The organism is Paenibacillus phocaeensis (genome assembly GCF_900021165.1).
In the GTDB taxonomy this organism is placed as follows: Bacteria; Bacillota; Bacilli; order Paenibacillales; family Paenibacillaceae; genus Fontibacillus; species Fontibacillus phocaensis.
On the sequence record NZ_FCOQ01000012.1, the window covers coordinates 263,407 to 283,282 of the forward strand.

Here is a 19,876-nt window from a genome sequence, read left to right on the forward strand (position 1 = left end):
CCTCGTCTCCCCTTTCCTCTAGACAGATTCAGGATAAGATCTCAGGAAGAAGGGAATTGTGATTCGAATTACAAATCCACAGATATTTCAAAAGGACGGCGTTTCGCCCACCCGCACCGGCTGCCCCGTTCGTGCGGATTCCAGGGCGGCACAAGTAACCCGCTGCGTTTGCACGGCATCGGCATAATCGGACAAGATCCGCGAGGAATCGCCGGTACGCAGGGCATGAATGAACGCTTCGGTTTCAGCGAGGTAAGGGTTATCCTGTCCGGCATAAGCGGTCTTGATGCCCGGAAGGTTGATCTCCAGCCGCTCCGGACTCCAGGCAAGAATACCGGCATCGGTATAAATTTGCAGCCCGACTTCGGAGACGCCGCCCGGCAGGATGCAGGTGTTGGAGATGGTGGCAACCGCTCCGCTTTGAAGTTTCATCGTGACCGTGCCCACGTCCGGGACAGTCACATTCTCGTAGCGTTCCTGCACAACGCGGTTCCCGTAGGCGGCATAAACCTCACGCACCTCCCCAACCGTATAGCGAAGCAGGTCAACGATATGGGTTGTCTGTTCCACGAATTGTCCGCCGGAGCCCCCCTGGCTTCGCCACCAGGCCACCAGCGGCATATCGCCCATCCAGGCTCCCAATGCCATGCCGATCGTTTGGCCTTCCAGCGATTCCTTCAGCTTGCGGATCGAATCCTTATAGCGGAAATGATAACCAACCGCATGAACCAAGGGCTTCTGCTCCAACCGGGCAAGAATCGCCTGCGGCGTATCCAGATCTGCGGCAAGCGGCTTCTCTACGAAGAAAGGAATGCGCCGCTCGATCAATTCAGCTTCGATCGCCCCATGAGCCATCGGCGGGATGCAGAGGTATACGGCATCCAGCTTCTGCGAGTCCAGCATATCCATCAGGCTGCCGAAGCCGATCGCTCCGGGATACCGATCTGCCAACGCCTGTGCTTTAGCCGCCGTCGTTCCGGCAACAGCCGCCACCCGGACGCCGTCCAAGCTTGCCAATATGTCGCCATGCACCTTGCTGAACCAACCCGTCCCCACAATTCCGATCTGTAAGGTCATTCGGATACCCTCCCTGTATTTTGGAATGCTAATATGCGAATGAAGCAACTTCTTCTTTAAGATACTGGTTATCCTAGGGAACCACAAGCTCGAAGGCGCCACACCGCCAAATAACTGTACTTGATAACATAACAGTTGAGGATTATACTGTTCACATACAGAAACACATGTAGAAAGGGTGGAGTAATGAGATGAGTACTTTGAATCAAGTGGATTTAAATGATTTTTACACCGTACTGAAGGAAAGACATTCGGTTCGCGTATACGACCCGTCCGTGAGAATTCCCCGCGAAGAACTGAAGGAAATCGTGGAGTTGTCCTTGTCTGCTCCGTCCTCGTCCAATCTTCAGCCAACGCGTTTTCTGATCATCGACGAGCCCGAGCTGAAGCAGAAGCTGCTTCCGATCGCCAACAATCAGCAACAGGTCGTTGATTCGGCAGCCATAATTGCTGTATTGGGTGATCTTCGCTCATATGAGCACGCTGAAGAGATCTATGCCCAAGCGGTTAAGCTTGGCGCGATGACGGAAGAAGTCAAAGCCAACTTTGTGGAGCGGCTGCAAGCCGGCTACGGTAGCATGGGCCCGGAACGTTTGCACCAAGTCAATTTGCTGGATGCCGGGCTGGTGTCGATGCAACTGATGCTGATCGCTAAGGCGAAAGGCTACGATACCGTACCGATGGGCGGATATAACGCCGAGCAATTCGCCGAGGCTTTTGAGGTCCCGGAAACCTTGAAACCAATCCTGCTGATCGCCATTGGCAAGGCGGCAAAACCGGCTCACGCTACACCGCGCCTTTCGGTGGACCAAATCGCCTACTGGAACTCCTTCCAGAAATAATACCATTCCTGCTCAACGGCCGGCACCGCATCTCACGAGTTGCGGAGCCGGTCGTTTTTCCGTCTGAATCGCGGTGTCCCCGGATATAATAACCCTGTTTCGTCAGGCTGAGAGCTAGCCGTCCGCCCCAGTTCATCTCATGCGATCATCAACTTGATCTCAAAATAGCTTTGTTCATAGCTTACATCAATATTACAATAGAGGTCATAAATATCGTGAAATGGTGAACGTACTCAACTGATTACGCACACAAGAAAGGTGGAGTGGTCATGGCTTTAACACAGCAGCGCGAAGCAGGCCTGGAGGCAGCTCGCAATTATGTCAATCAAGTATACGAAACCGTCCAGCAACGGAATCCAGGGGAGCTTGAGTTCCACCAAGCCGTCAAGGAGATCCTTGACTCGCTGGTTCCCGTATTCGCGAAGCACCCGAAATATCAGGAGCAAGGGATTCTCGAGCGGATCGTCGAACCGGAAAGAATGGTCAGCTTCCGCGTACCTTGGGTTGATGATCAAGGCAAGGTTCAAGTGAACCGCGGCTTCCGGGTTCAATTTAACAGTGCAATCGGTCCTTATAAAGGCGGACTCCGTTTTCACCCGTCCGTGAATGCCAGCATCATCAAATTCCTCGGGTTTGAGCAAATCTTCAAGAACTCCTTGACGGGCCAACCCATCGGCGGCGGCAAAGGCGGATCCGACTTCGATCCGAAGGGGAAATCCGACCTCGAAGTCATGCGCTTTACGCAGAGCTTCATGACGGAGCTGTCCAAATATATCGGCCCGGATACGGACGTACCGGCGGGCGATATCGGTGTAGGTGCCCGGGAAATCGGCTACATGTTCGGGCAATACAAACGGCTGTACGGCAATGAGACCGGCGTGCTGACCGGCAAGGGCCTCACCTATGGGGGCAGCTTGACGCGGACAGAAGCTACGGGATACGGGCTGGTTTATTTTACGAGTGAAATGCTGGCGAGCCGCGGTGATAGCTTCGAAGGGAAAACCGTCGTCGTCTCCGGTTCCGGCAACGTATCGATCTACGCCATCGAGAAAGCGCAGCAGCTCGGCGCCAAGGTCGTAGCTTGCAGCGATTCGAACGGCTACATTTATGACAAGAACGGGATTGATCTTGAAACCGTCAAGCGTCTGAAAGAAGTGGAACGGAAACGGATCAAGGAATACGTTAACGAGCACCCCACTGCGGAATATGTGGAAGGCTGCCATAAGATCTGGAGCCTTCCTTGCGACATTGCCTTGCCTTGTGCGACGCAGAACGAAATCAACGAAGCAGCGGCAAAACAGCTGGTTGCCAATGGCGTCAAATACGTAGCAGAAGGGGCAAACATGCCGTCCACCCTGGAAGCGATCGAGGTTTATCTGAACAATGGCGTCTACTTCGGACCGGCCAAAGCCGCCAATGCCGGCGGAGTGGCTGTCTCCGCGCTGGAGATGGCGCAGAACAGTGCTAGACTCGCCTGGACCTTCGAGGAAGTAGACGCGAAGCTCAAGGACATTATGCGCAACATCTACCAAAGCAGCGTGAACGCGGCCGACGAATTCGGCTACAGCGACAACCTCGTCGTGGGTTCCAACATCGCCGGCTTCCTGAAGGTTGCCGATGCTATGCTGGCTCATGGGATTGTGTAAGGTCTAAGGTATTTATCGAAAAGAGTCTCCCGGGGGGTGATCCCCGGGAGACTCTTTTTTGTTGTATGAAATGTTGCAGCCCTGCTTAGTAAGCCAAAGAATCCAACGCTTTGATATGGGACAAATACCGGATGTTGCTCGCTTCCTTCATCATTGTAGCCGGCAGCCCGCGCAGTTGCGTGTTGCTTGCCCCGATCGTCGCCACGGCATCCTTGCGTCCGAGCGAAGCCAGCGTACCGGAGTTGATCGGGCTGAACTCGTTCATTTGCTTGCCGTACAAATACGCAAACAGGTTATTGCCGATCAGTTCGCCCATTTGCCAAGCGATTTGCGCGGTCGGCGGGTAAGGGCGTCCGTCTTTCCCCATGAATACGGCGCTGTCGCCAGCTATGAATACATCCGGATGAGAAACGGACTGCAGGAAATCATTGACCGAGGCGCGTCCGCGGTTCACTTCCAGTCCGGATTCGCCTACAAGCGGATTGCCTTGCACGCCGCCCGTCCAAACGAAGGTGTTCGCCACGATTTTTTGCCCGTCCTTGAGATCGATCGTGTTGCCTTCCACATTGGTTACCGGCAGACCCGTCAAGAATTTCACGCCGCGTTTCTCGAGGCTGGCTGTTGCGCGTTCGATCAGCACATCCGGCAGTACCGGCAGGATCTTCGGCCCAGCTTCCACCAGCATCAGCTTGATGTCGCTTTGGAGCACGCCGTATTTCTTCGTCAGCTCCGGCAGCTTGTCGGCGATCTCCCCAACGAGCTCAACGCCGGTCAATCCGCCGCCGCCAATTACGATAGAGGCATCGGCTTCGTTGCCGGAAGCGGCATATTCGCGAATGCGCGATTCGATATGCTCGTGAATCCGTTTGGCATCGTCCGCCGATTTCAGCACCATGCTGTACTTATCCAAGCCGGGAATCCCGAAGTAAGCAGTGATGCTGCCCAGGCCGACGACGAGAGCGTCATAGGACAAGACCGTACCGTCGGAGAGTTTAACTTCCTTCTTATCCACCGAGAAGTTCTCTACTTTGGCGATCCGCAAATCGATGTCTTTGCCTTTGAACAGCTTATCCAGCGGCAGAGACACCGCGCGTTCGGAAATGCTGCCCGCCGCCAAGCGATGCAGTTCGGTGATGATTTGATGCGTCGGATATTGGTTGACCACCGTAATCCGCGCCTGCGATTTATCCATAAACTTACGGGCCGACAATGCGCTGAGTACGCCGCCGTAGCCGGCGCCCAAAATTAAAATATGTTTTGACATAATCGTATTCCTCCGTTAGTTTTGTTGACGGTCCCGTTCACCGGAAACTTGAAGATAAGCGTTCACGAACCGAAGCAGCTTCTGGGTTTGCGGGTCCTTCAGCATCTTCATCAACCCAAACACGCCGATCACCTCTTGGCTGTCCTCGGCGCGGTCTTTTGCTTCGATGACGTTCGCAGCTAAGTGCTTCACTTTGCCTACAACCGGTCCGGCAATTTCCGAAATAGCACCCACGGTATCATTCTTCAGAATTTCGTCCGTAGCTACCGCTTTGGCAAAATCATACGATTTCGTCAATACCCCTACAAGCTCATTCAATTTGGGAAGCTGCTCCACCAGCGCGGTCAGCGATTGCTGCACCTCCGGCTTCAAGAGTTGCTCCAGGAGCTCCTGCTGCCCGCTTGGGGCGCCGGCTCCGGCTGCGGATTGCTCCGCTTTCGTTTCAGTAACTGTTTCTGACATATCCGATTCTCCTTTGCGATAATCTGAGGACACACCTCTGCCGATGTTCAGTTCAAGCATAGTGTTCCTCCAATGGATGCCTCTAACCGCTTAAAGTTAGTGAAAATTTGCACTTCTTAACCTTGAACAATCCGAATAAATTGTAACACATTTTCAATAAAAAAGGACCGTGTAAGTGACAAAATTCACGGCCCGTATCGATATCATTTTTCGATGAATTCTAATCCCTGTAGGATGGAGGCAAAATCTCTTTCAAAAAGTCATAAAAAAGCTTCTCCGTCGGCGCAAGCTCTCGATTGGCCGGAATAATGACCCCAACATCCCGGGTCACATGCGGTTCGATCATCGGCAACGAAACGATCGTGGCAGGTATATGCTCTCCGAGCGCAATTTCCGGGAGCAGTGTCAAGCCGAGTCCGGCCGCCACAAGCCCTTTGATGGCATCCAGATCGTCTCCTTCAAACGAAACCTTCGGTTGAAATCCGATTTTATCGCAGGCATCAACGACGATATCGCGCAGAACAAATCCCTTGGGAAACAGAACAAATACATCTTCCCGCAGCTCATCCAGTCCCACGGACTCCCGGCTGGCTAATCGATGACCGGCAGGCAGCAGCACCTTGAACTTCTCGCGAAATAACGCCTCGCCCGTCACCTGCTGCTCCCCTTGAGGCACCGGACCGATCATGGCCAGGTTCATCACACCGCCCCCGACCCAATCCAACAGCTCCCGGTACGATCCGTGCTGCAGTTGAAAATGCACCTCCGGGTACCGTCTTCGGAACTCCGATACGACCGTTGGCACCAGGTTTGCAGCCAGACTGCTCGGAAAGCCGATTCGCACGGTCCCGCGCTCCGGATCGAGATATTCATTGATTTCCTGGCGCGCCTGCTCGATCACGTCCATCATCTGTTCCATATGCTGCAGGAACTGCCGGCCAATCGGCGTCAGCTTCACCTTCCGGCCTTCATGGATAAACAGATCGACGCCCAACTCCGACTCCAGCTTGAAGATTTGGCGACTGACTGCTGACTGGGACACATGCAGCGCATACGATGCCTCCGTCACATGCTCCAGCTTGGCCGCTTCAATAAAATATTGGATTTGCCTGAGCTCCATCCCCTCACCCCGCTCGCTGCATTTTTGAGATATCTTACACCTCATGTAAATATATTAAAAACCATTATATCGACTCCCCTCCGAAAACGGAAGCACGTATGTTTGAATTTTGCGCCAAACGGATGAACTGAACTCATCTCGATCGCAATTACGATCGCACAAAAATTATCGCCGCAAGCTTGCCTAACGACGAAGGATTGCCCCCCTATTTCCGGATCGTTCTCCTAGCAGGAGGCCCCTTCTGCGTGAAGACGGGCGGACCGTCCCCAGATGCAAAAGTGCAGTTCATTCCACCAATTCACGCCGAAAAAGGCGGGTCTGATGTAAATGTGCAGTTCATTTCGTTCCTTTCCGCAGGTTCGGGCCCTAACGGGCCGAAATCAGCTGCACTTTTGCATCTCAAGGGGCTCATAAGCCGAATTTCGCGAAAATGAAGTGTACTTTTGCAGTTCAGCCACCTTGCTGTCGTCTATGGCCCCTCCCTCAATCCCCTCTGAGCATATAAAAAACGGCGATGCCGGTTTCCCATGCATCGCCGTCTAACTCCAGTATGCGTCTTACTCCTCCGGACAATCCAGCCGGTACAGATTGCGGTATCGCGGTTCGCGAGCCAGCAGCTCTGCATGACTGCCGCGCATGACGATCCGCCCGTGCTCCATAAACACGATCTCGTCCATGTGCTCGGCGCCAACCAGGTGATGCGTCACCCAGATGAGCGACTTGCCCCGCGTCGTGCGGAAGATCGTCGCGAGCAGCTCGCGTTCGGTGCGCGGATCGAGACCGACGGTCGGCTCATCGAGGATGAGCACGGGCGTGTCCTGCAGGAGGATCCGCGCCAGGGCTACGCGCTGCCGTTCGCCGCCGGAGAACCGCCGACCGGTTTCACGCATCGGCGTGTTCAGCCCCTGCGGCAGCGCCGCAATCAGCGGGCCGAGCTGCGCCGCCTGCGCGGCCCGGCCGCTCTCCTCCTCCGTCGCCGCAGGCCGGCCGAGCCGGATGTTGTTCGCCACCGTTGTGTCGAACAAGTGGGGGTTTTGATTCAGGACGGCGATCACCTCCGGCATCCGGTCGCCGTAAGCGGCGGCCGGGATGCCGTTGATGTGCACCGTCCCGCTGCTTGGGGCAAGCGCCCCCTGGATCAGCTTCAGCAGCGTCGACTTGCCGGCGCCGCTGCGGCCGATCACCATGACCCGCTTGCCCTGCGGGATGTCCAGCGAGACGCCGTCCACCGAATCGGCGTCTTCCGCCGCGTAGGCGAAGCGGACGTCCCGCAGCCGCACGTCCGCTTCAGCAGGGCGGACCGCTGCGCCCGCCCTGTCCGCCCCTTGNGGACACCGGCAGGAACGCGTCCGACAGCGGGAATACGATCAGCACGAACGCCGCAATCAGCGTTACGTCGATCCGCCCGGCCGCCGCTTCACCGCCGGCCCAGTACACCATAGAGACCACAACGAGGCCCACGATAAAGTGGCCGATAAAGCTGCGCCAGCGGGCCCAGGCCCGCAGCTTGCGGTCCTTGCGGGCCACTGCAGCCTCGTCTTGCGCATAGGAGGCCAGAAACTCCGCAGTCCGGCCGCTAATCACCCAATCCCCAAGCCCCATCACGGCATCGGTTAACTTCTGGTATAACCCGTTCCGCTCGCGTTTGACCTCCTCATTGGTCCGCTGCGTCAGTCGCAGCGAGAGGTATGGCAACACCGCGACGAGGACGAAAATATAGACGGCCAGCAGCAGCGCGAACACGACATCGAACATCCCCATGGCTATAACCGCCGCGGCATACAGAATAATCGCCACCACGCTTGGAAAAACAGTGCGAATATACACATTCTGCAGTTGCTCGATATCGTCGGCAAGCGCTCCGAGAATATCGCCCGTCCGGAACCGGGAGCGAATGAACAAGGCTTGCGGTTCCAGCACGCGATAGAGGCGCACGCGCATTTTGCTCAGGATCCGCAGCACGGTATCATGGCCAACCAGCCGTTCGACATAGTGGATGACCGCCCGGCCGATCCCAAACGTGCGCACGCCAACGATCGGAACATAGACCAGCAAGATGTTATAAGGCCGCAGCGCCGATTTGGAAATCAGAAATCCGGAGGTAAACATCAGCATTCCGGCAGCGAGCAGCGTAAGTACGCCTAAGATCAGATATAACGCAAACCTTCCGCTGTACAATCGAAAATAAGGACGAACCCAGGACGCTTGTTTCATTTAATCTCCCCCCGCTGCGCCGACGCCAATCGATAATAAGCTCCCCGTCTGGCCATCAGCTCGGCATGCGTGCCGACTTCCGCCACTCGGCCTTGTTCCATCACGATGATGCGGTCCATCTCACGCATCCAGTGGAGCCGGTGAGTCGCCAAAATCACCAGCTTGTCTTCAAACAGAGGCAGCATCGTCTGCTTCAGCTCATATTCCGTCTCAATATCCAAATGCGCCGTTGGTTCATCGAGCAGGAGGATCGGCCGCCGGCTGAGCAAAGCCCGGGCCAGCGCCACACGCTGTTCCTGGCCGCCGCTCAAAGGCCGGCCGCCGCCGCCGATCCGCTCGTCGAGCCCGTCCGGCAGGCTGCGTACAAGCGCATCCAGCCCGGCGGCAGCTGCCGCGCGCTCCACCTCTCCCCGCAGCGCTTCCGGCGCATTAAACCGGATATTATCCGCGAGCGATCCGCTGAAAATATACGGATTTTGCGGGATATACGTAATCTGCTCCCGCCAGCCCGGCGCGGTCAAATCCCCCAGCTCCGTGCCGTTCAGGGCAAACCGGCCGGCGCTTGGCCGCAAGAATCCGCCAAGCACGTCGATCAGGGTCGATTTGCCGGCTCCGCTCTCGCCGATGATGCCGATCTTCCCGATGCCGCCCAGCGTCAGGTACACTTCCGCCAACGACGGCTTGGCTTCTTCTTCATGAATGACGCGGACCCCGCGCAAGCTCAGCATGCTCTCCGGCGTCCAGGTCCAGACCGTTCCCGCTGGTACCGGGGCAGCCTTGGCTGCTTCCTCCTCCGCCGCGGAGATAATCTCGTTCATCGCTTCACCCGCGGCTTTGCCGTCCTGGGTAGCATGGAAATCCGCGCCCACCATCCGCACGGGCAGGAAATACTCCGGCGCCAGAATCAACACGGTTAACGCCGGCAGCAATACCATTTCCCCGTTCACCAGCCGCAGGCCCAAGCTGACCGCCACCGAGGCGACGGACAACATCGTAAAGAAATCCAGGGCAAACGAGGACAGAAAGGCAACCCGCAGCGTCCGCAGCGTAGCCGACCGGTATGAATCGCTGACCCGTTCGATCGAAGCCGCATGCGATTGGCTGCGCCCCAGGAACTTCAGCGTCTCCAGCCCGCGGAGCGAGTCCACGAAATGATTGGATAAGATCCGATACGATTTCAACTGCCGTTCGGTTTGCTTGCGTGCCGCAAGCCCCACCAGAATCATAAACACGATCAGGATGGGCATCGTCACCGTCAGGATCACCCCGGAAGCCAAGTCCAATTTGTAGACGTACGCCAAAATCAGGATCGGCGTGAAGCCCGTCGCCAGCATGCGCGGCAGGAACAACTCCAGGTAATTGCGGTATTTCGTCACGCCTTCCAGCACCAAGGTCACCAGGTTTCCGGTACCTTCGATCCCGGCAAAGCGCGGACCCAGCTCAAACAGCTTCTCCAGCACCCGTTCCCGCAGGCTCTTCCCGGTCTCCTCGGCAAACGCGTACGCCGTTCGCTGCTGCAGCATACCGCAGCCCTGTCGCACGAGAAAAGCAAGCAGGAACAAGCCGGCCCCGCCGACTTGTTCCTGCAGTTTGGCTCCGGCAAACAAGGCGGAGACAACCTCCGCCAGCCATTTAGCCTGCCAGATGATCGCAAAGCTTTGAACCAGGGTCAGCAAGGCCATGACGGCCATGACCGGCTTGATCCCTGCAATTTTCATAAGTCCGCGTCCCATTAATATTCCAAATGCTCCTTCTCGTGTACCCGTTTATGGAAGACGAAATAACTCCAAATTTGATAACCGAGCACGAACGGCAGCAAGCTCAGCGCCACGATCGTCATCACCTTCAGGGAGTACTGCCCGGAAGCCGCATTATCGATCGTTAAGGAGAAGGCTTCGCTGATCGAGCTGACCATCACCCGCGGGAACAAGCCGACAAATACCGCCGCAATCGACAATACGATCATCGCACCGGTCATCCCGAAGGCCCAGCCGTCCTTTTGCTTCTGAATGAACCACCCGGCCAGTACGAAAGCCGCAACGCCCAGCAGAGCGACCAAGCCGATCAAGACGCCGCGCACTTCAAACACATCGGTCTCAAAGAACGTCAGCACGCCGAAAATCACGAACAAGGCGGCCAGCGGAATGAGCAGCTTGCCGGCCAGCTTCCGGGCCCGTTCCCGCAAACTTCCGGTCGTCCGCAACGAGGCGAACAGCAAGCCATGCACCAGGCACAACATCACGACTGTAATTCCGCCGATCAAGGTGTACAGGTTAACCATGTCAAACAGGCCCGCTCTCATCTCCATATCCGCGCCGATCGGCAAGCCCTTCAGCAGGCCGGAGAAGACGACGCCCAGCAGGAACGGAGGCAGGAGACTGCCGATAAAGACCGCCCAGTCCCACGTATCTTTCCATTTCCCGTGATCCACTTTGCCGCGAAACTCGAAGGCAACGCCCCGCGCGATCAAGGCGAGCAGCAGCACGACCAGCGGTGTGTAATAGCCGCTGAACAGCGTGGCATACCAGTTCGGGAAAGCGGCGAACATCGCGCCGCCGGCCGTCAGCAGCCAAACTTCGTTCGCGTCCCAGAACGGGCCGATCGAATTGATGAGCACCCGGCGTTCTATATCATTTTTGGCTAAAAACTTGGTACTCATTCCCACCCCGAAGTCGAAGCCTTCCAGGAAGAAGAAACCGACAAACAATACCGCGACAAGGACAAACCAGAGTTCATTAAGAGACATGGTATCCCTCCTTACCGAATGGATCCCCTAACTGTTCCGAGCCGCTCGTGATCTCATTCGGTCCTTTCTTAATCACTTTCACGAACAGGTAAGCCATAACCGCCCCAAGCACCGCATAGATCAGGGTGAAGGCAATGAGCGAGAACAGAATTTGTCCGCCGGTGACGCTAGGCGACACGCTGTCCTTCGTCTGCATCAGGCCGAATACCGTCCAGGGCTGGCGGCCGATTTCCGTCATGATCCAGCCGGAGGTGTTCGCGATAAACGGCAGCGAAATGGACCACAACATCACGCGGTAAAACCAATTGTTGCTCGGTTGATCAAGTTTCTTGCGCCAAGCCAGATACGTTCCGTACAATCCAAGCACGATCATCAGACAGCCGGCGGCGATCATGATCCGGAAGCTCCAGAAGGTCGTCCGCACCGGAGGAATATAGTCGCCGGGACCGTAGGCTTGCTCATATTCGGCTTGAAGCTCATGCATGCCTTTGACCTCGCCGGAGAACTTGCTGTAGGACAGGAAGCTCAGCAGGTAAGGGATTTTGATCTCAAAGTCGTTCTTCCCGTTGGCCGAATCAATGTGAGCATAAAGCGTCCAAGGTGCCGGGTCCCCCGACTTGCCCCAGAGACCTTCGGAGGCCGCCATCTTCATCGGCTGCGTCTTCACCAGATATTGCGCCTGCTGATGGCCGAACAACGCCGTTCCGAACGAAGCGATCAAAGCAACGATGATCCCGATCGTAAAAGATTTCTTGAAAAAGGCCGTGTCCTGGCGTCTCAGCAGTTTATACGCGCTGACCCCGGCAATCAGGAAGGCCCCGGTTGCAAAAGCGCCCAGCACGGTATGCGGGAACTCCACCCACAGCTGGCCGTTGCCGATCAAGGCAAAGAAGTCGTTCATCTCGGCACGTCCGTTGTTGATCTCGAAGCCGACCGGACGCTGCATAAACGAGTTGGCGGCCAAAATCCAGAACGCCGATACCGTCGTCCCCAAAGCAACCAGCCATATGCACAGGAGGTGGACCTTCTTGGACAAGCGATCCCAACCGAAAATCCACAAGCCGATGAAGGTCGATTCCATAAAGAAGGCGAACAGGGCCTCCACCGCCAGCGGCGCACCAAAGACGTCGCCAACGAATCGGGAATAATCCGACCAGTTCATCCCGAACTGGAATTCCTGGAGAATCCCTGTCACGACCCCTACCGCGAAATTGATCAGGAACAGTTTCCCCCAAAACTTGGCCATCCGTTTGTATTCTTCTTTCCCCTTCACGACATACATCGTTTCCATGATCGCGATGAGCAGCACCAGACCGATGGACAAGGGAACAAAGAAGAAATGGAAAATCGTTGTGACTGCAAACTGAAGGCGTGCAAGCAGAACCGGATCCAGCATTTCTTTTCCCTACTTTCTAATTATTATTATCTAATGTGAATTCTATCACTGAATCATGAAAACTAACGGGGAAAAAGTAATAATTTTGTGACAGAAATCACATGAGATATGTCACAACTTCGAATGTTGAGCTCAAACCAGCGTCGGTCCAACGTTTTTTTGAAAATCACGATATTTTGACATTAATGTGACCAAACTCACCGTGATTCTATCAAGCAAAAAGTTGAAAAAAGGTTGCGATATTGCTCGTTTTCATTGATAATAATTATCATTATCATAATATTGGATCATGGAGGATATCGAATATGTACAAAGGCATCAAATCTTCTTTCGTTGCGGTCCTGCTGCTGGGGTTGACCGTCCTGTTAGCGGCATGCGGAGGCGACGCAAGTTCGCCAACCAACGGGGATTCGCAGACTTCGGCCAACGGCGCCGCCGAACAACCGAAATCAGGTAATCCGACTGAGGCAGAGCCGCCTTCCGACCGCCTACTCACAGACGCCGCAGGCCATGAAGTGACCGTCCCGGCTAACCCTCAGCGTATCATCGCCTCTTATCTGGAAGATCATTTGGTCGCGCTTGGCATCAAGCCGGTTGCCCAATGGTCCGCGAAAGGCGGAAAATCCGTGCAGAACTATTTGCAGGACGCCTTAAAGGACATCCCGACGATACCTTCCGAGCTTCCCTATGAAGCCGTGATGAGTTTTCAACCCGATCTGATCATTCTGGACAGCGCGGAGCTGGCCAGCGGTGACAAATACGCGCAATATGCCAAAATCGCTCCAACCTACGTCGTAGGGACGGAACAAAACAACGATTGGCGCGAAGAATTGCTTGTCGTGGGCGATGTTCTGAATAAATCGGAGGAAGCGCGCAAGGTACTGGATGAATACGAAGCCAAAGCGAACGAAGCCAAAACAAAAATTCAGCAGGACATCGGCGAGGCATCCGCAGCCGTGCTTTGGATTACCGCCAAGAACACTTATGCGGTTCATGAAAAGCTGTCCAGTGGCGACGTGCTCTATCACGATCTCGGTCTCAAGGTGCCTGAACAAGTGAAGGAAATCTCCGACACCGCCACCGCCAACTGGAATCCGATTTCCAAGGAGAAGCTGGCCGAACTAAATGCCGATTATCTGTTTATTGTTAAGAGCACCGCGATCACCATGGAAGAACTGCAAGCCGATCCGATTTGGTCCGGAATTCCAGCGGTGAAGGAAGGCCGCGTATACGAATTTGGAGCCGATTCCAGTTGGCTTTATACCGGTGTTGTCGCTAACGGAAAAATCATCGATGATGTTCTGAGCAGCATCTTGCCGCAGTAACCCTTGATTATAAAATAACTGGCGGGTGGCTAGTCTTCTATGGCTCGTCTCCCGTCCAGCAAATGCAATACGGTCAACAGCGGATGGCTCCATAGCATCCGCGGTCCGGCATAAGCCATTACCTGGCGGATCCGCTCCCGCTGAACAGCTGCATAACAATGTACCGGGCACGCCAGGCAAGTCGTCTTGCCTTCACCGAACCGGCAGCGGTCCAGCCGCTGCTCGGCATATCGGTGAAGTTCGGCGCATTCGGCGCACAAAGGGGCTCTCGTGCCCTGTGCCGCCTGCGGTTGCGCCGGGTTGTTTGACCTCCTGCCGCCATGGATATTGCGGCAATACAACGCGATCATCAGAGCCACGGTTTTCTTCTCCCGTCGAATCCGCGGCCCGTTGACGCTAGTTGACATTCGGCAATTCCTCCCTCGTTGCTCCAAGCGTCCGGAAGGCAAGCCTCCAACCTATCCACGTCCCGATAATCATCAGCACCCCGTACCCAACCACGCCGAAAGGAACCGCCGTCGCCGCCCAATGCAGCAAACCGAACCCGCCCAGCAGAAGCATCAGTCCCATCACGACGAAGGTTTGATTCTGTTGTCCCGCCGCATCGAACGGCTCCGAGAAAGGGAGTCCCTTGCGTAAGAACAGGAAGCTCAGGATGGCGTAACATTGCATCGCAATTCCTGCCACGATCAGGTCCGGCAGAATGGAAGCGCCGAATAACACTGCAAATATGGCAGCCTCCACCAAGTACAAAGGCACCATGAGCCGGACTAAACTGGCCTTCAGAGCGGCCTTGTAGATCGGTGCTTCCCCGGGAATCGGGGCCGTCCGGTAAATCCAGGCTGCTTTATATCTGCTCGAGAAACGCAGCATCATGATTAAAGTGGGAAGCATGATCCCGCTAAAATAGATGAACAAATACGTCCGGGTGCCGGATATTCCCTCCAGGCCCCGATCCAGTCCGTTCGAGAACAGGAAGATGAAAGGGAACACGATGGAGAAGCCCAGGGAAGGGTAGACCTTCAGCTTAAATTCCCGCTCCGTCCCCATCAAGGCCCAGGCAAACCGGAAAAAGGCGCTTTCCTGCGGCGTGGAACAAATCCAATCGGCGAATCGGCGCAGCGCCTTCCCTGACCCTTGGCCGCTCTTGGCGCTGGGCTCCGCCAGCTTCTGCAGGTTCCGCTCCAGCGCCGGCATCAGCTTCAGGTACAGCAGGAAGGCCGCCAGCGGAACGGCAAGGGACAACGCCGCCAGCCCGGCGTAGGCCTGACCTTCGCCCGGGTGCAGGAGGGTCTGAAACGCCGCTCCAACCCATACCGGCGGCAGCAGGTACTGCCACCACGCCGGATTGAAGGTAACGTCCATCGCCGTCAAATCGAAGAGCCGGACCAACACCTGATACCCCACGGCAATCGTAATGGTCATCCCGATCTGCACGTAATTGATCATATCCTTCAGCTTCTCCCCGTCAAAAAAACGCAGCACAACCAAATACAGCAGAGCGGTCAACACCACGATCAGCAGATCCATCAGGATCAGCTCCAGCAGCATTAGGCCAAAGAATCCGATTCCCTGCCGAAACAGTCCGACGGCCAGCGGAATCACCGCAATCGCTCCGGTCAGAAAAAACAAATACATAAAAATATGCACCGTCTTCGCCATCGTCAGGGTGCGTCGGCTGATCGGCTTGGTCGCCAGAATACCGCGATCCCGGATGTCCAGCAGCACCGAAGAGAAATCGGAGATCATCGAAGTCATAACCATAAACATGATGATGCCGAACAAGATGCTCATCTGGAACAGCAAATTGTCCCCCATCAAGACAAACATGGAGCTAAGTCCGCCAAAAATGACATACAACCAGAGCGATCGCAGGAACTGGTTTCCCTCCTCTGCTTCGCCTTGCTGTTTCTGCTTCGATTTATTGACCAGCGTCGGTACCCTTCTTGCATCCATCGTCAGCTTGACCTGAACAATTCGCCGCATAACCGGGTAGTCCACGCCCAGCTTCTCGAACAGACTGCGGAACCGATCCAACACCAGCAAGCTCTTCATCGCTTCCATAAGCTACACCTCTTGCACAATGGATACGAGCCGACCGGCGATATCCTGATGCTCGTTGAACCCGGTTAACTGGTTGAAAATCTGTTCCAACGACCCTTCATGGTTCTGTTCCTTCAACTCATCAAAGGTGCCGTCCGCCACAATGCGGCCCCCGTCCAGCAAGACGATCCGGCTGCTGATCTTCTCAACCACATCCATTATATGAGAGGAGTAGAAAATCGCTTTGCCTTGCGCTGCCAGAAGAGCGAGCATTTCCTTGACGACCATGACGCTATTGGCGTCAAGGCCGCTCAGCGGCTCGTCCAGAAACAGCACGTCCGGATTGTGCAGCAGGCTGGAGATTAACAACACCTTCTGCTTCATCCCTTTGGAGAACGTGGTGATCCGGGAGTTAAACACGTCCTTCAGGCCAAACTCCGTCACCATGCGTCGGGCTTTCATCTCCGCGTCATCGGCGGATAAGCCGTACAACTCGCCAATAAAGGTTAAATACTCGCGTGCCGTCAGCGTATCATAAAGCTCGGCAATTTCCGGAACGTAACCGATGCGCTTCTTGTACTCGGTCCCTCCGTCGCCGGGGGTTTGTCCGAACACGCGAACCTCCCCGCGATATCCATCTACCAGACCGAGCATGATCTTCACCGTGGTGCTTTTGCCTGCCCCGTTTGGTCCGATATAACCGATAATCTGCCCCGGGTACACCTCCAAATCCACGCCGTTCAGGACTTCCCGGCCTCCGTAGCTCATGCGCAAGTCCGCCAGCTTAATGACCGGCTCCTTCGTTATTATCATCGATTCAGCCCCTTTCACTGCCCCCAGTTTACCATAGATTGCCTGAAAAAGCGGGTGATTTCCTCACAGAAGAAGGCATCCCCCGGACCCCAGCGGTACGGAAGATGCCTTCTTTATTGGAAAGGGATTTACTTATCCCTGAGTATTGGACGGAATAAAACCGCTGATATCCACGCCAAGCCCTTGCGCCAGACGCATGCCGTATTCCCGGTCGGCGCGGAAGAAGTTGCACACGGCGCGCAGCTGCACTTGCTCCGGCGTCTGCTTCAGATCGTTCACCAGGTTGGCGATAAGATGATCCTTCTCCTCCGCCGTGAAGCTCCGGTACAGCTCGCCCGCTTGGGTGAAATCGTCGGTTTTGGCGATTTTCTCGCGTCCGATCTGCCCGTTGACCGGCACCACGCTGTCGCGATAAGCCGGATCCTCCTTCGGACTCGAATCGAAGCTGTTCGGTTCATAGTTGATCGGCGACGGATCCTGCTTCACGTTCATGAAGCCATCCCGTTGATGATTGCGCACCGGCGCGTACGGGCAGTTCACCGGGATTTGCAGGTAATTGGCCCCCAGCCGGTAACGCTGCGTATCCGGGTAGGAGAATAACCGGCCTTGCAGCAGCTTATCCTCGGACGGTTCGATGCCCGGAACGAGCACGCTTGGCGAGAAGGCCGATTGCTCCACCTCCGCGAAGAAGTTCTCGGGGTTGCGGTTCAGCGTCATCGTGCCGACCTTCACCAGGGGGTAGCGGTCTTCCGGCCATACCTTGGTCGGATCGAGCGGGTCGAAGCTCCAAAGGTCCAGATCCTCCACCGGCATCAGTTGCACGTTCAGCTCCCACTGTGGGAATTCCCCGTTCTCGATATGCTCGTGCAGGTCGCGCGTCGCATGGTTGAAGTCGCGGCCTTGAACTTCTTGCACTTCAGCCGCCGAGAGGGTCTTCACCCCCTGCTTCGACTTCCAGGTATACTTCACGTAAGTGATCTTCCCTTCGGCATTGATCCACTTGAAGGCATGGACGCCAAAGCCGTCCATCTGGCGGTAATTGGCCGGCGTCCCATGGTCCGAGAATACCCAGGTCATCATATGCGTGGATTCGGTCGACAAGGTCATGAAATCCCAGTACCGGGCGGGGTCCTGAATGTTCTTGTCCGGAGCAGGCTTCAGCGAATGCACCATATCCGGAAACTTGATTGCATCGCGAATGAAGAAGACCGGCAAGTGGTTGCCTACCAAATCGTAGTTGCCTTCCTCCGTATAAAACTTCACGGCAAATCCCCGCGGATCCCGCGCTGTCTCCGGAGAGCCCTGACCGTGAATGACCGTGGAGAAACGGACAAATACCGGCGTTTCACGGCCTGCCTCCTGCAGGAAATGAGCTTTCGTGTACTCCGTCATACTGCGCTCCGTTACGAATACGCCATGGGCACCTGCACCGCGGGCATGCACGACGCGCTCCGGAATCCGCTCGCGGTCGAAGTGGCCCAGCTTCTCGAGCAAGTGGTAATCCTCCAGCAGTGTGGGGCCGCGCCCTCCCGCTGTTCGTGAATTTTGATTATCGCCTACCGGAGCTCCCTGATTCGTTGTCAGCCGGTTATCCATCCAATCATTCCTTTCAATTTATTATTGCACTTAGACTTATTCTAAAATCTATAATAAATAGTACCACGTCCGCCCCCGGGCTGCATGAAGGTTCCATGAGGGCTTGATGAAGATCCTGCAGCCGTCTTCTTTGGGACCTCGGTTACTATGAGAATATGGGGGGAACAACGCGAGTATGCCATTTTCCGTGCGGTCTCCCGCCTCTGTCATTTGAAAACCATACCCGGTTAATGCTATACTCACCCTGAAATTAAGTAAGCAGATAGAGAAGGAGCGACTCGACATGGAATTCGTAACTTTAAATAATGGACTGCAAATGCCCAAGCTGGGATTCGGGGTATGGCAGGTTCCTGACGAAGGAGCTACCGCCGCGGTAGCCAAAGCACTGGAGGTAGGCTATACCTCGATCGATACCGCGATGATCTACCGCAACGAGGTTGGCGTTGGCAAAGCGATCAAGCAATCGGGCATCGCGCGCGAGAAGCTGTTCATCACCACGAAAGTGTGGAACAGCGATCAGGGTTACGACAGTACGCTGCGCGCTTATGACGAAAGCCTGGCCAGACTCGGGCTCGATTATGTCGACTTGTACCTGATTCACTGGCCAATGCCGCAAGTGGACCAATACGTGGAGACGTACAAAGCGCTCGAGAAGCTATACCGCGATGGGCGGGTTAAAGCGATCGGGGTCTGCAACTTCGAGATCGAACATCTGGAACGCCTGCTGAATGAGACCGAAATCAAACCGGTGCTGAACCAGGTGGAATGCCATCCGCATCTGGCTCAGACCGAGCTGAAGGCCTTCTGCGCCAAACACGATATTTTCGTAGAAGCGTGGAGTCCGTTGGAGCAAGGCGGCGAGGTACTGACCGACGCCGTAGTCAAATCCATCGCCGAAGCACACGGCAAGACGCCGGCGCAGGTCGTTCTCCGCTGGCATCTGCAGAACAATACGATCGCGATCCCGAAATCGGTCACCCCTTCGCGGATCGAAGAGAACTTCAAGGTGTTCGACTTCCAGTTGACCGATGCCGAAATGGAGCAGATCAACGGCTTGAACCTCAACCGCCGCAAAGGCTCGCATCCGAACGAGATGCATATGCGCTAAGCGCTAAGGTCTCGCTCGTCGATTGTCTGCTAACGGATTCCACGGACCTTATTGGTTCATTTCCCGTTGATTTCCCGCTGTAACGGATCTCAAAGCCCTTATTGGGTCGCTTTGAGGATAAATTGACCGTTGCAGGCCGGAATAAGGGCTCCTGAGTCCGTTAGGATTAGTAATCCGAACGTATACCCTAAATAACGGCCTCTGAGTCCGTTAGCAGACAAAAA

The 19,876-nt window shown here is 55.5% G+C and carries 15 protein-coding genes and 1 pseudogene; 4 read left to right on the forward strand and 12 right to left on the reverse strand.

The features are described from left to right. Positions 1 to 87 precede the first annotated feature (87 nt). Positions 88 to 1,077 carry a Gfo/Idh/MocA family protein gene (locus BN3795_RS06690; RefSeq protein ID WP_068783924.1) on the reverse strand — a complete coding sequence of 330 codons (990 nt, stop codon included), beginning with the start codon at positions 1,075 to 1,077 and terminating at the stop codon, positions 88 to 90. Between the two features lie 191 nt (positions 1,078 to 1,268). Here BN3795_RS06690 and BN3795_RS06695 point away from each other — a divergent pair, with 191 nt between their 5' ends. Beyond that, a complete protein-coding gene (locus tag BN3795_RS06695) occupies positions 1,269 to 1,919 on the forward strand; it encodes a nitroreductase family protein (RefSeq protein ID WP_068783925.1) in 651 nt (216 codons plus the stop codon). Between the two features lie 269 nt (positions 1,920 to 2,188). Beyond that, positions 2,189 to 3,565, forward strand: a complete 1,377-nt coding sequence (gene gdhA / locus BN3795_RS06700; protein WP_068783926.1) for an NADP-specific glutamate dehydrogenase — start codon at positions 2,189 to 2,191, stop codon at positions 3,563 to 3,565. A gap of 85 nt (positions 3,566 to 3,650) precedes the next feature. Here gdhA and BN3795_RS06705 read toward each other — a convergent pair whose 3' ends face one another. The 7 genes and pseudogenes from BN3795_RS06705 to BN3795_RS06735 all read right to left on the reverse strand — a co-directional run bounded on the left by BN3795_RS06705 (position 3,651) and on the right by BN3795_RS06735 (position 12,767). Next, positions 3,651 to 4,829, reverse strand: coding sequence for an NAD(P)/FAD-dependent oxidoreductase (locus tag BN3795_RS06705; protein WP_068783927.1), 1,179 nt, complete (start codon positions 4,827 to 4,829; stop codon positions 3,651 to 3,653). 15 nt (positions 4,830 to 4,844) lie between these two features. Further along, positions 4,845 to 5,291 (reverse strand): DUF1641 domain-containing protein, encoded by a 447-nt coding sequence (locus tag BN3795_RS06710; protein ID WP_068784062.1) that lies wholly within the window; start codon positions 5,289 to 5,291, stop codon positions 4,845 to 4,847. Between the two features lie 220 nt (positions 5,292 to 5,511). Beyond that, positions 5,512 to 6,411, reverse strand: a complete 900-nt coding sequence (locus BN3795_RS06715) for a LysR family transcriptional regulator (RefSeq protein ID WP_068783928.1) — start codon at positions 6,409 to 6,411, stop codon at positions 5,512 to 5,514. 557 nt (positions 6,412 to 6,968) lie between these two features. Beyond that, a pseudogene (locus BN3795_RS06720) lies at positions 6,969 to 8,625 on the reverse strand (amino acid ABC transporter ATP-binding/permease protein). After that, positions 8,622 to 10,358 (reverse strand): thiol reductant ABC exporter subunit CydD, encoded by a 1,737-nt coding sequence (gene cydD, locus BN3795_RS06725; protein ID WP_068783929.1) that lies wholly within the window; start codon positions 10,356 to 10,358, stop codon positions 8,622 to 8,624. Before cydD ends, BN3795_RS06720 begins: the two are co-directional and overlap by 4 nt. Further along, a complete protein-coding gene (cydB, locus tag BN3795_RS06730; protein WP_068783930.1) occupies positions 10,358 to 11,371 on the reverse strand; it encodes a cytochrome d ubiquinol oxidase subunit II in 1,014 nt (337 codons plus the stop codon). Before cydB ends, cydD begins: the two co-directional genes overlap by 1 nt. Next, positions 11,361 to 12,767: a cytochrome ubiquinol oxidase subunit I gene (locus BN3795_RS06735; RefSeq protein WP_408635011.1), complete on the reverse strand. Its 1,407-nt coding sequence runs from the start codon at positions 12,765 to 12,767 to the stop codon at positions 11,361 to 11,363. The genes cydB and BN3795_RS06735 overlap by 11 nt, the downstream gene beginning before the upstream one ends. 305 nt (positions 12,768 to 13,072) lie before the next feature. On the opposite strand from BN3795_RS06735, the gene BN3795_RS06740 reads away from it, so the two are divergent. Then, entirely contained in the window at positions 13,073 to 14,092 is a 1,020-nt protein-coding gene (locus BN3795_RS06740; protein WP_068783931.1) for an ABC transporter substrate-binding protein, read from the forward strand. A gap of 29 nt (positions 14,093 to 14,121) precedes the next feature. Here BN3795_RS06740 and BN3795_RS06745 read toward each other — a convergent pair whose 3' ends face one another. The 4 genes from BN3795_RS06745 to BN3795_RS06760 all read right to left on the reverse strand — a co-directional run bounded on the left by BN3795_RS06745 (position 14,122) and on the right by BN3795_RS06760 (position 18,544). Further along, positions 14,122 to 14,499 (reverse strand): nitrous oxide-stimulated promoter family protein, encoded by a 378-nt coding sequence (locus BN3795_RS06745; protein ID WP_068783932.1) that lies wholly within the window; start codon positions 14,497 to 14,499, stop codon positions 14,122 to 14,124. Beyond that, positions 14,489 to 16,156, reverse strand: coding sequence for a hypothetical protein (locus tag BN3795_RS06750; RefSeq protein WP_068783933.1), 1,668 nt, complete (start codon positions 16,154 to 16,156; stop codon positions 14,489 to 14,491). Before BN3795_RS06750 ends, BN3795_RS06745 begins: the two co-directional genes overlap by 11 nt. 3 nt (positions 16,157 to 16,159) lie before the next feature. Then, positions 16,160 to 16,948, reverse strand: a complete 789-nt coding sequence (locus BN3795_RS06755) for an ABC transporter ATP-binding protein (protein ID WP_068783934.1) — start codon at positions 16,946 to 16,948, stop codon at positions 16,160 to 16,162. 132 nt (positions 16,949 to 17,080) lie between these two features. Next, entirely contained in the window at positions 17,081 to 18,544 is a 1,464-nt protein-coding gene (locus tag BN3795_RS06760; protein WP_068783935.1) for a catalase, read from the reverse strand. Between the two features lie 283 nt (positions 18,545 to 18,827). On the opposite strand from BN3795_RS06760, the gene BN3795_RS06765 reads away from it, so the two are divergent. Beyond that, positions 18,828 to 19,652 (forward strand): aldo/keto reductase, encoded by an 825-nt coding sequence (locus BN3795_RS06765; RefSeq protein WP_068783936.1) that lies wholly within the window; start codon positions 18,828 to 18,830, stop codon positions 19,650 to 19,652. Positions 19,653 to 19,876: the final 224 nt, after the last annotated feature.

Excerpts from the sequence above, each read along its gene's own strand:
- BN3795_RS06690 (WP_068783924.1), bottom strand. The coding sequence starts at position 1,077 with ATGACCTTACAGATCGGAATTGTGGGGACGGGTTGGTTCAGCAAGGTG.
- BN3795_RS06695 (WP_068783925.1), top strand. The coding sequence starts at position 1,269 with ATGAGTACTTTGAATCAAGTGGATTTAAATGATTTTTACACCGTACTG.
- gdhA (WP_068783926.1), top strand. The coding sequence starts at position 2,189 with ATGGCTTTAACACAGCAGCGCGAAGCAGGCCTGGAGGCAGCTCGCAAT.
- BN3795_RS06705 (WP_068783927.1), bottom strand. The coding sequence starts at position 4,829 with ATGTCAAAACATATTTTAATTTTGGGCGCCGGCTACGGCGGCGTACTC.
- BN3795_RS06710 (WP_068784062.1), bottom strand. The coding sequence starts at position 5,291 with ATGTCAGAAACAGTTACTGAAACGAAAGCGGAGCAATCCGCAGCCGGA.
- BN3795_RS06715 (WP_068783928.1), bottom strand. The coding sequence starts at position 6,411 with ATGGAGCTCAGGCAAATCCAATATTTTATTGAAGCGGCCAAGCTGGAG.
- cydD (WP_068783929.1), bottom strand. The coding sequence starts at position 10,358 with ATGGGACGCGGACTTATGAAAATTGCAGGGATCAAGCCGGTCATGGCC.
- cydB (WP_068783930.1), bottom strand. The coding sequence starts at position 11,371 with ATGTCTCTTAATGAACTCTGGTTTGTCCTTGTCGCGGTATTGTTTGTC.
- BN3795_RS06735 (WP_408635011.1), bottom strand. The coding sequence starts at position 12,767 with ATGCTGGATCCGGTTCTGCTTGCACGCCTTCAGTTTGCAGTCACAACG.
- BN3795_RS06740 (WP_068783931.1), top strand. The coding sequence starts at position 13,073 with ATGTACAAAGGCATCAAATCTTCTTTCGTTGCGGTCCTGCTGCTGGGG.
- BN3795_RS06745 (WP_068783932.1), bottom strand. The coding sequence starts at position 14,499 with ATGTCAACTAGCGTCAACGGGCCGCGGATTCGACGGGAGAAGAAAACC.
- BN3795_RS06750 (WP_068783933.1), bottom strand. The coding sequence starts at position 16,156 with ATGGAAGCGATGAAGAGCTTGCTGGTGTTGGATCGGTTCCGCAGTCTG.
- BN3795_RS06755 (WP_068783934.1), bottom strand. The coding sequence starts at position 16,948 with ATGATAATAACGAAGGAGCCGGTCATTAAGCTGGCGGACTTGCGCATG.
- BN3795_RS06760 (WP_068783935.1), bottom strand. The coding sequence starts at position 18,544 with ATGGATAACCGGCTGACAACGAATCAGGGAGCTCCGGTAGGCGATAAT.
- BN3795_RS06765 (WP_068783936.1), top strand. The coding sequence starts at position 18,828 with ATGGAATTCGTAACTTTAAATAATGGACTGCAAATGCCCAAGCTGGGA.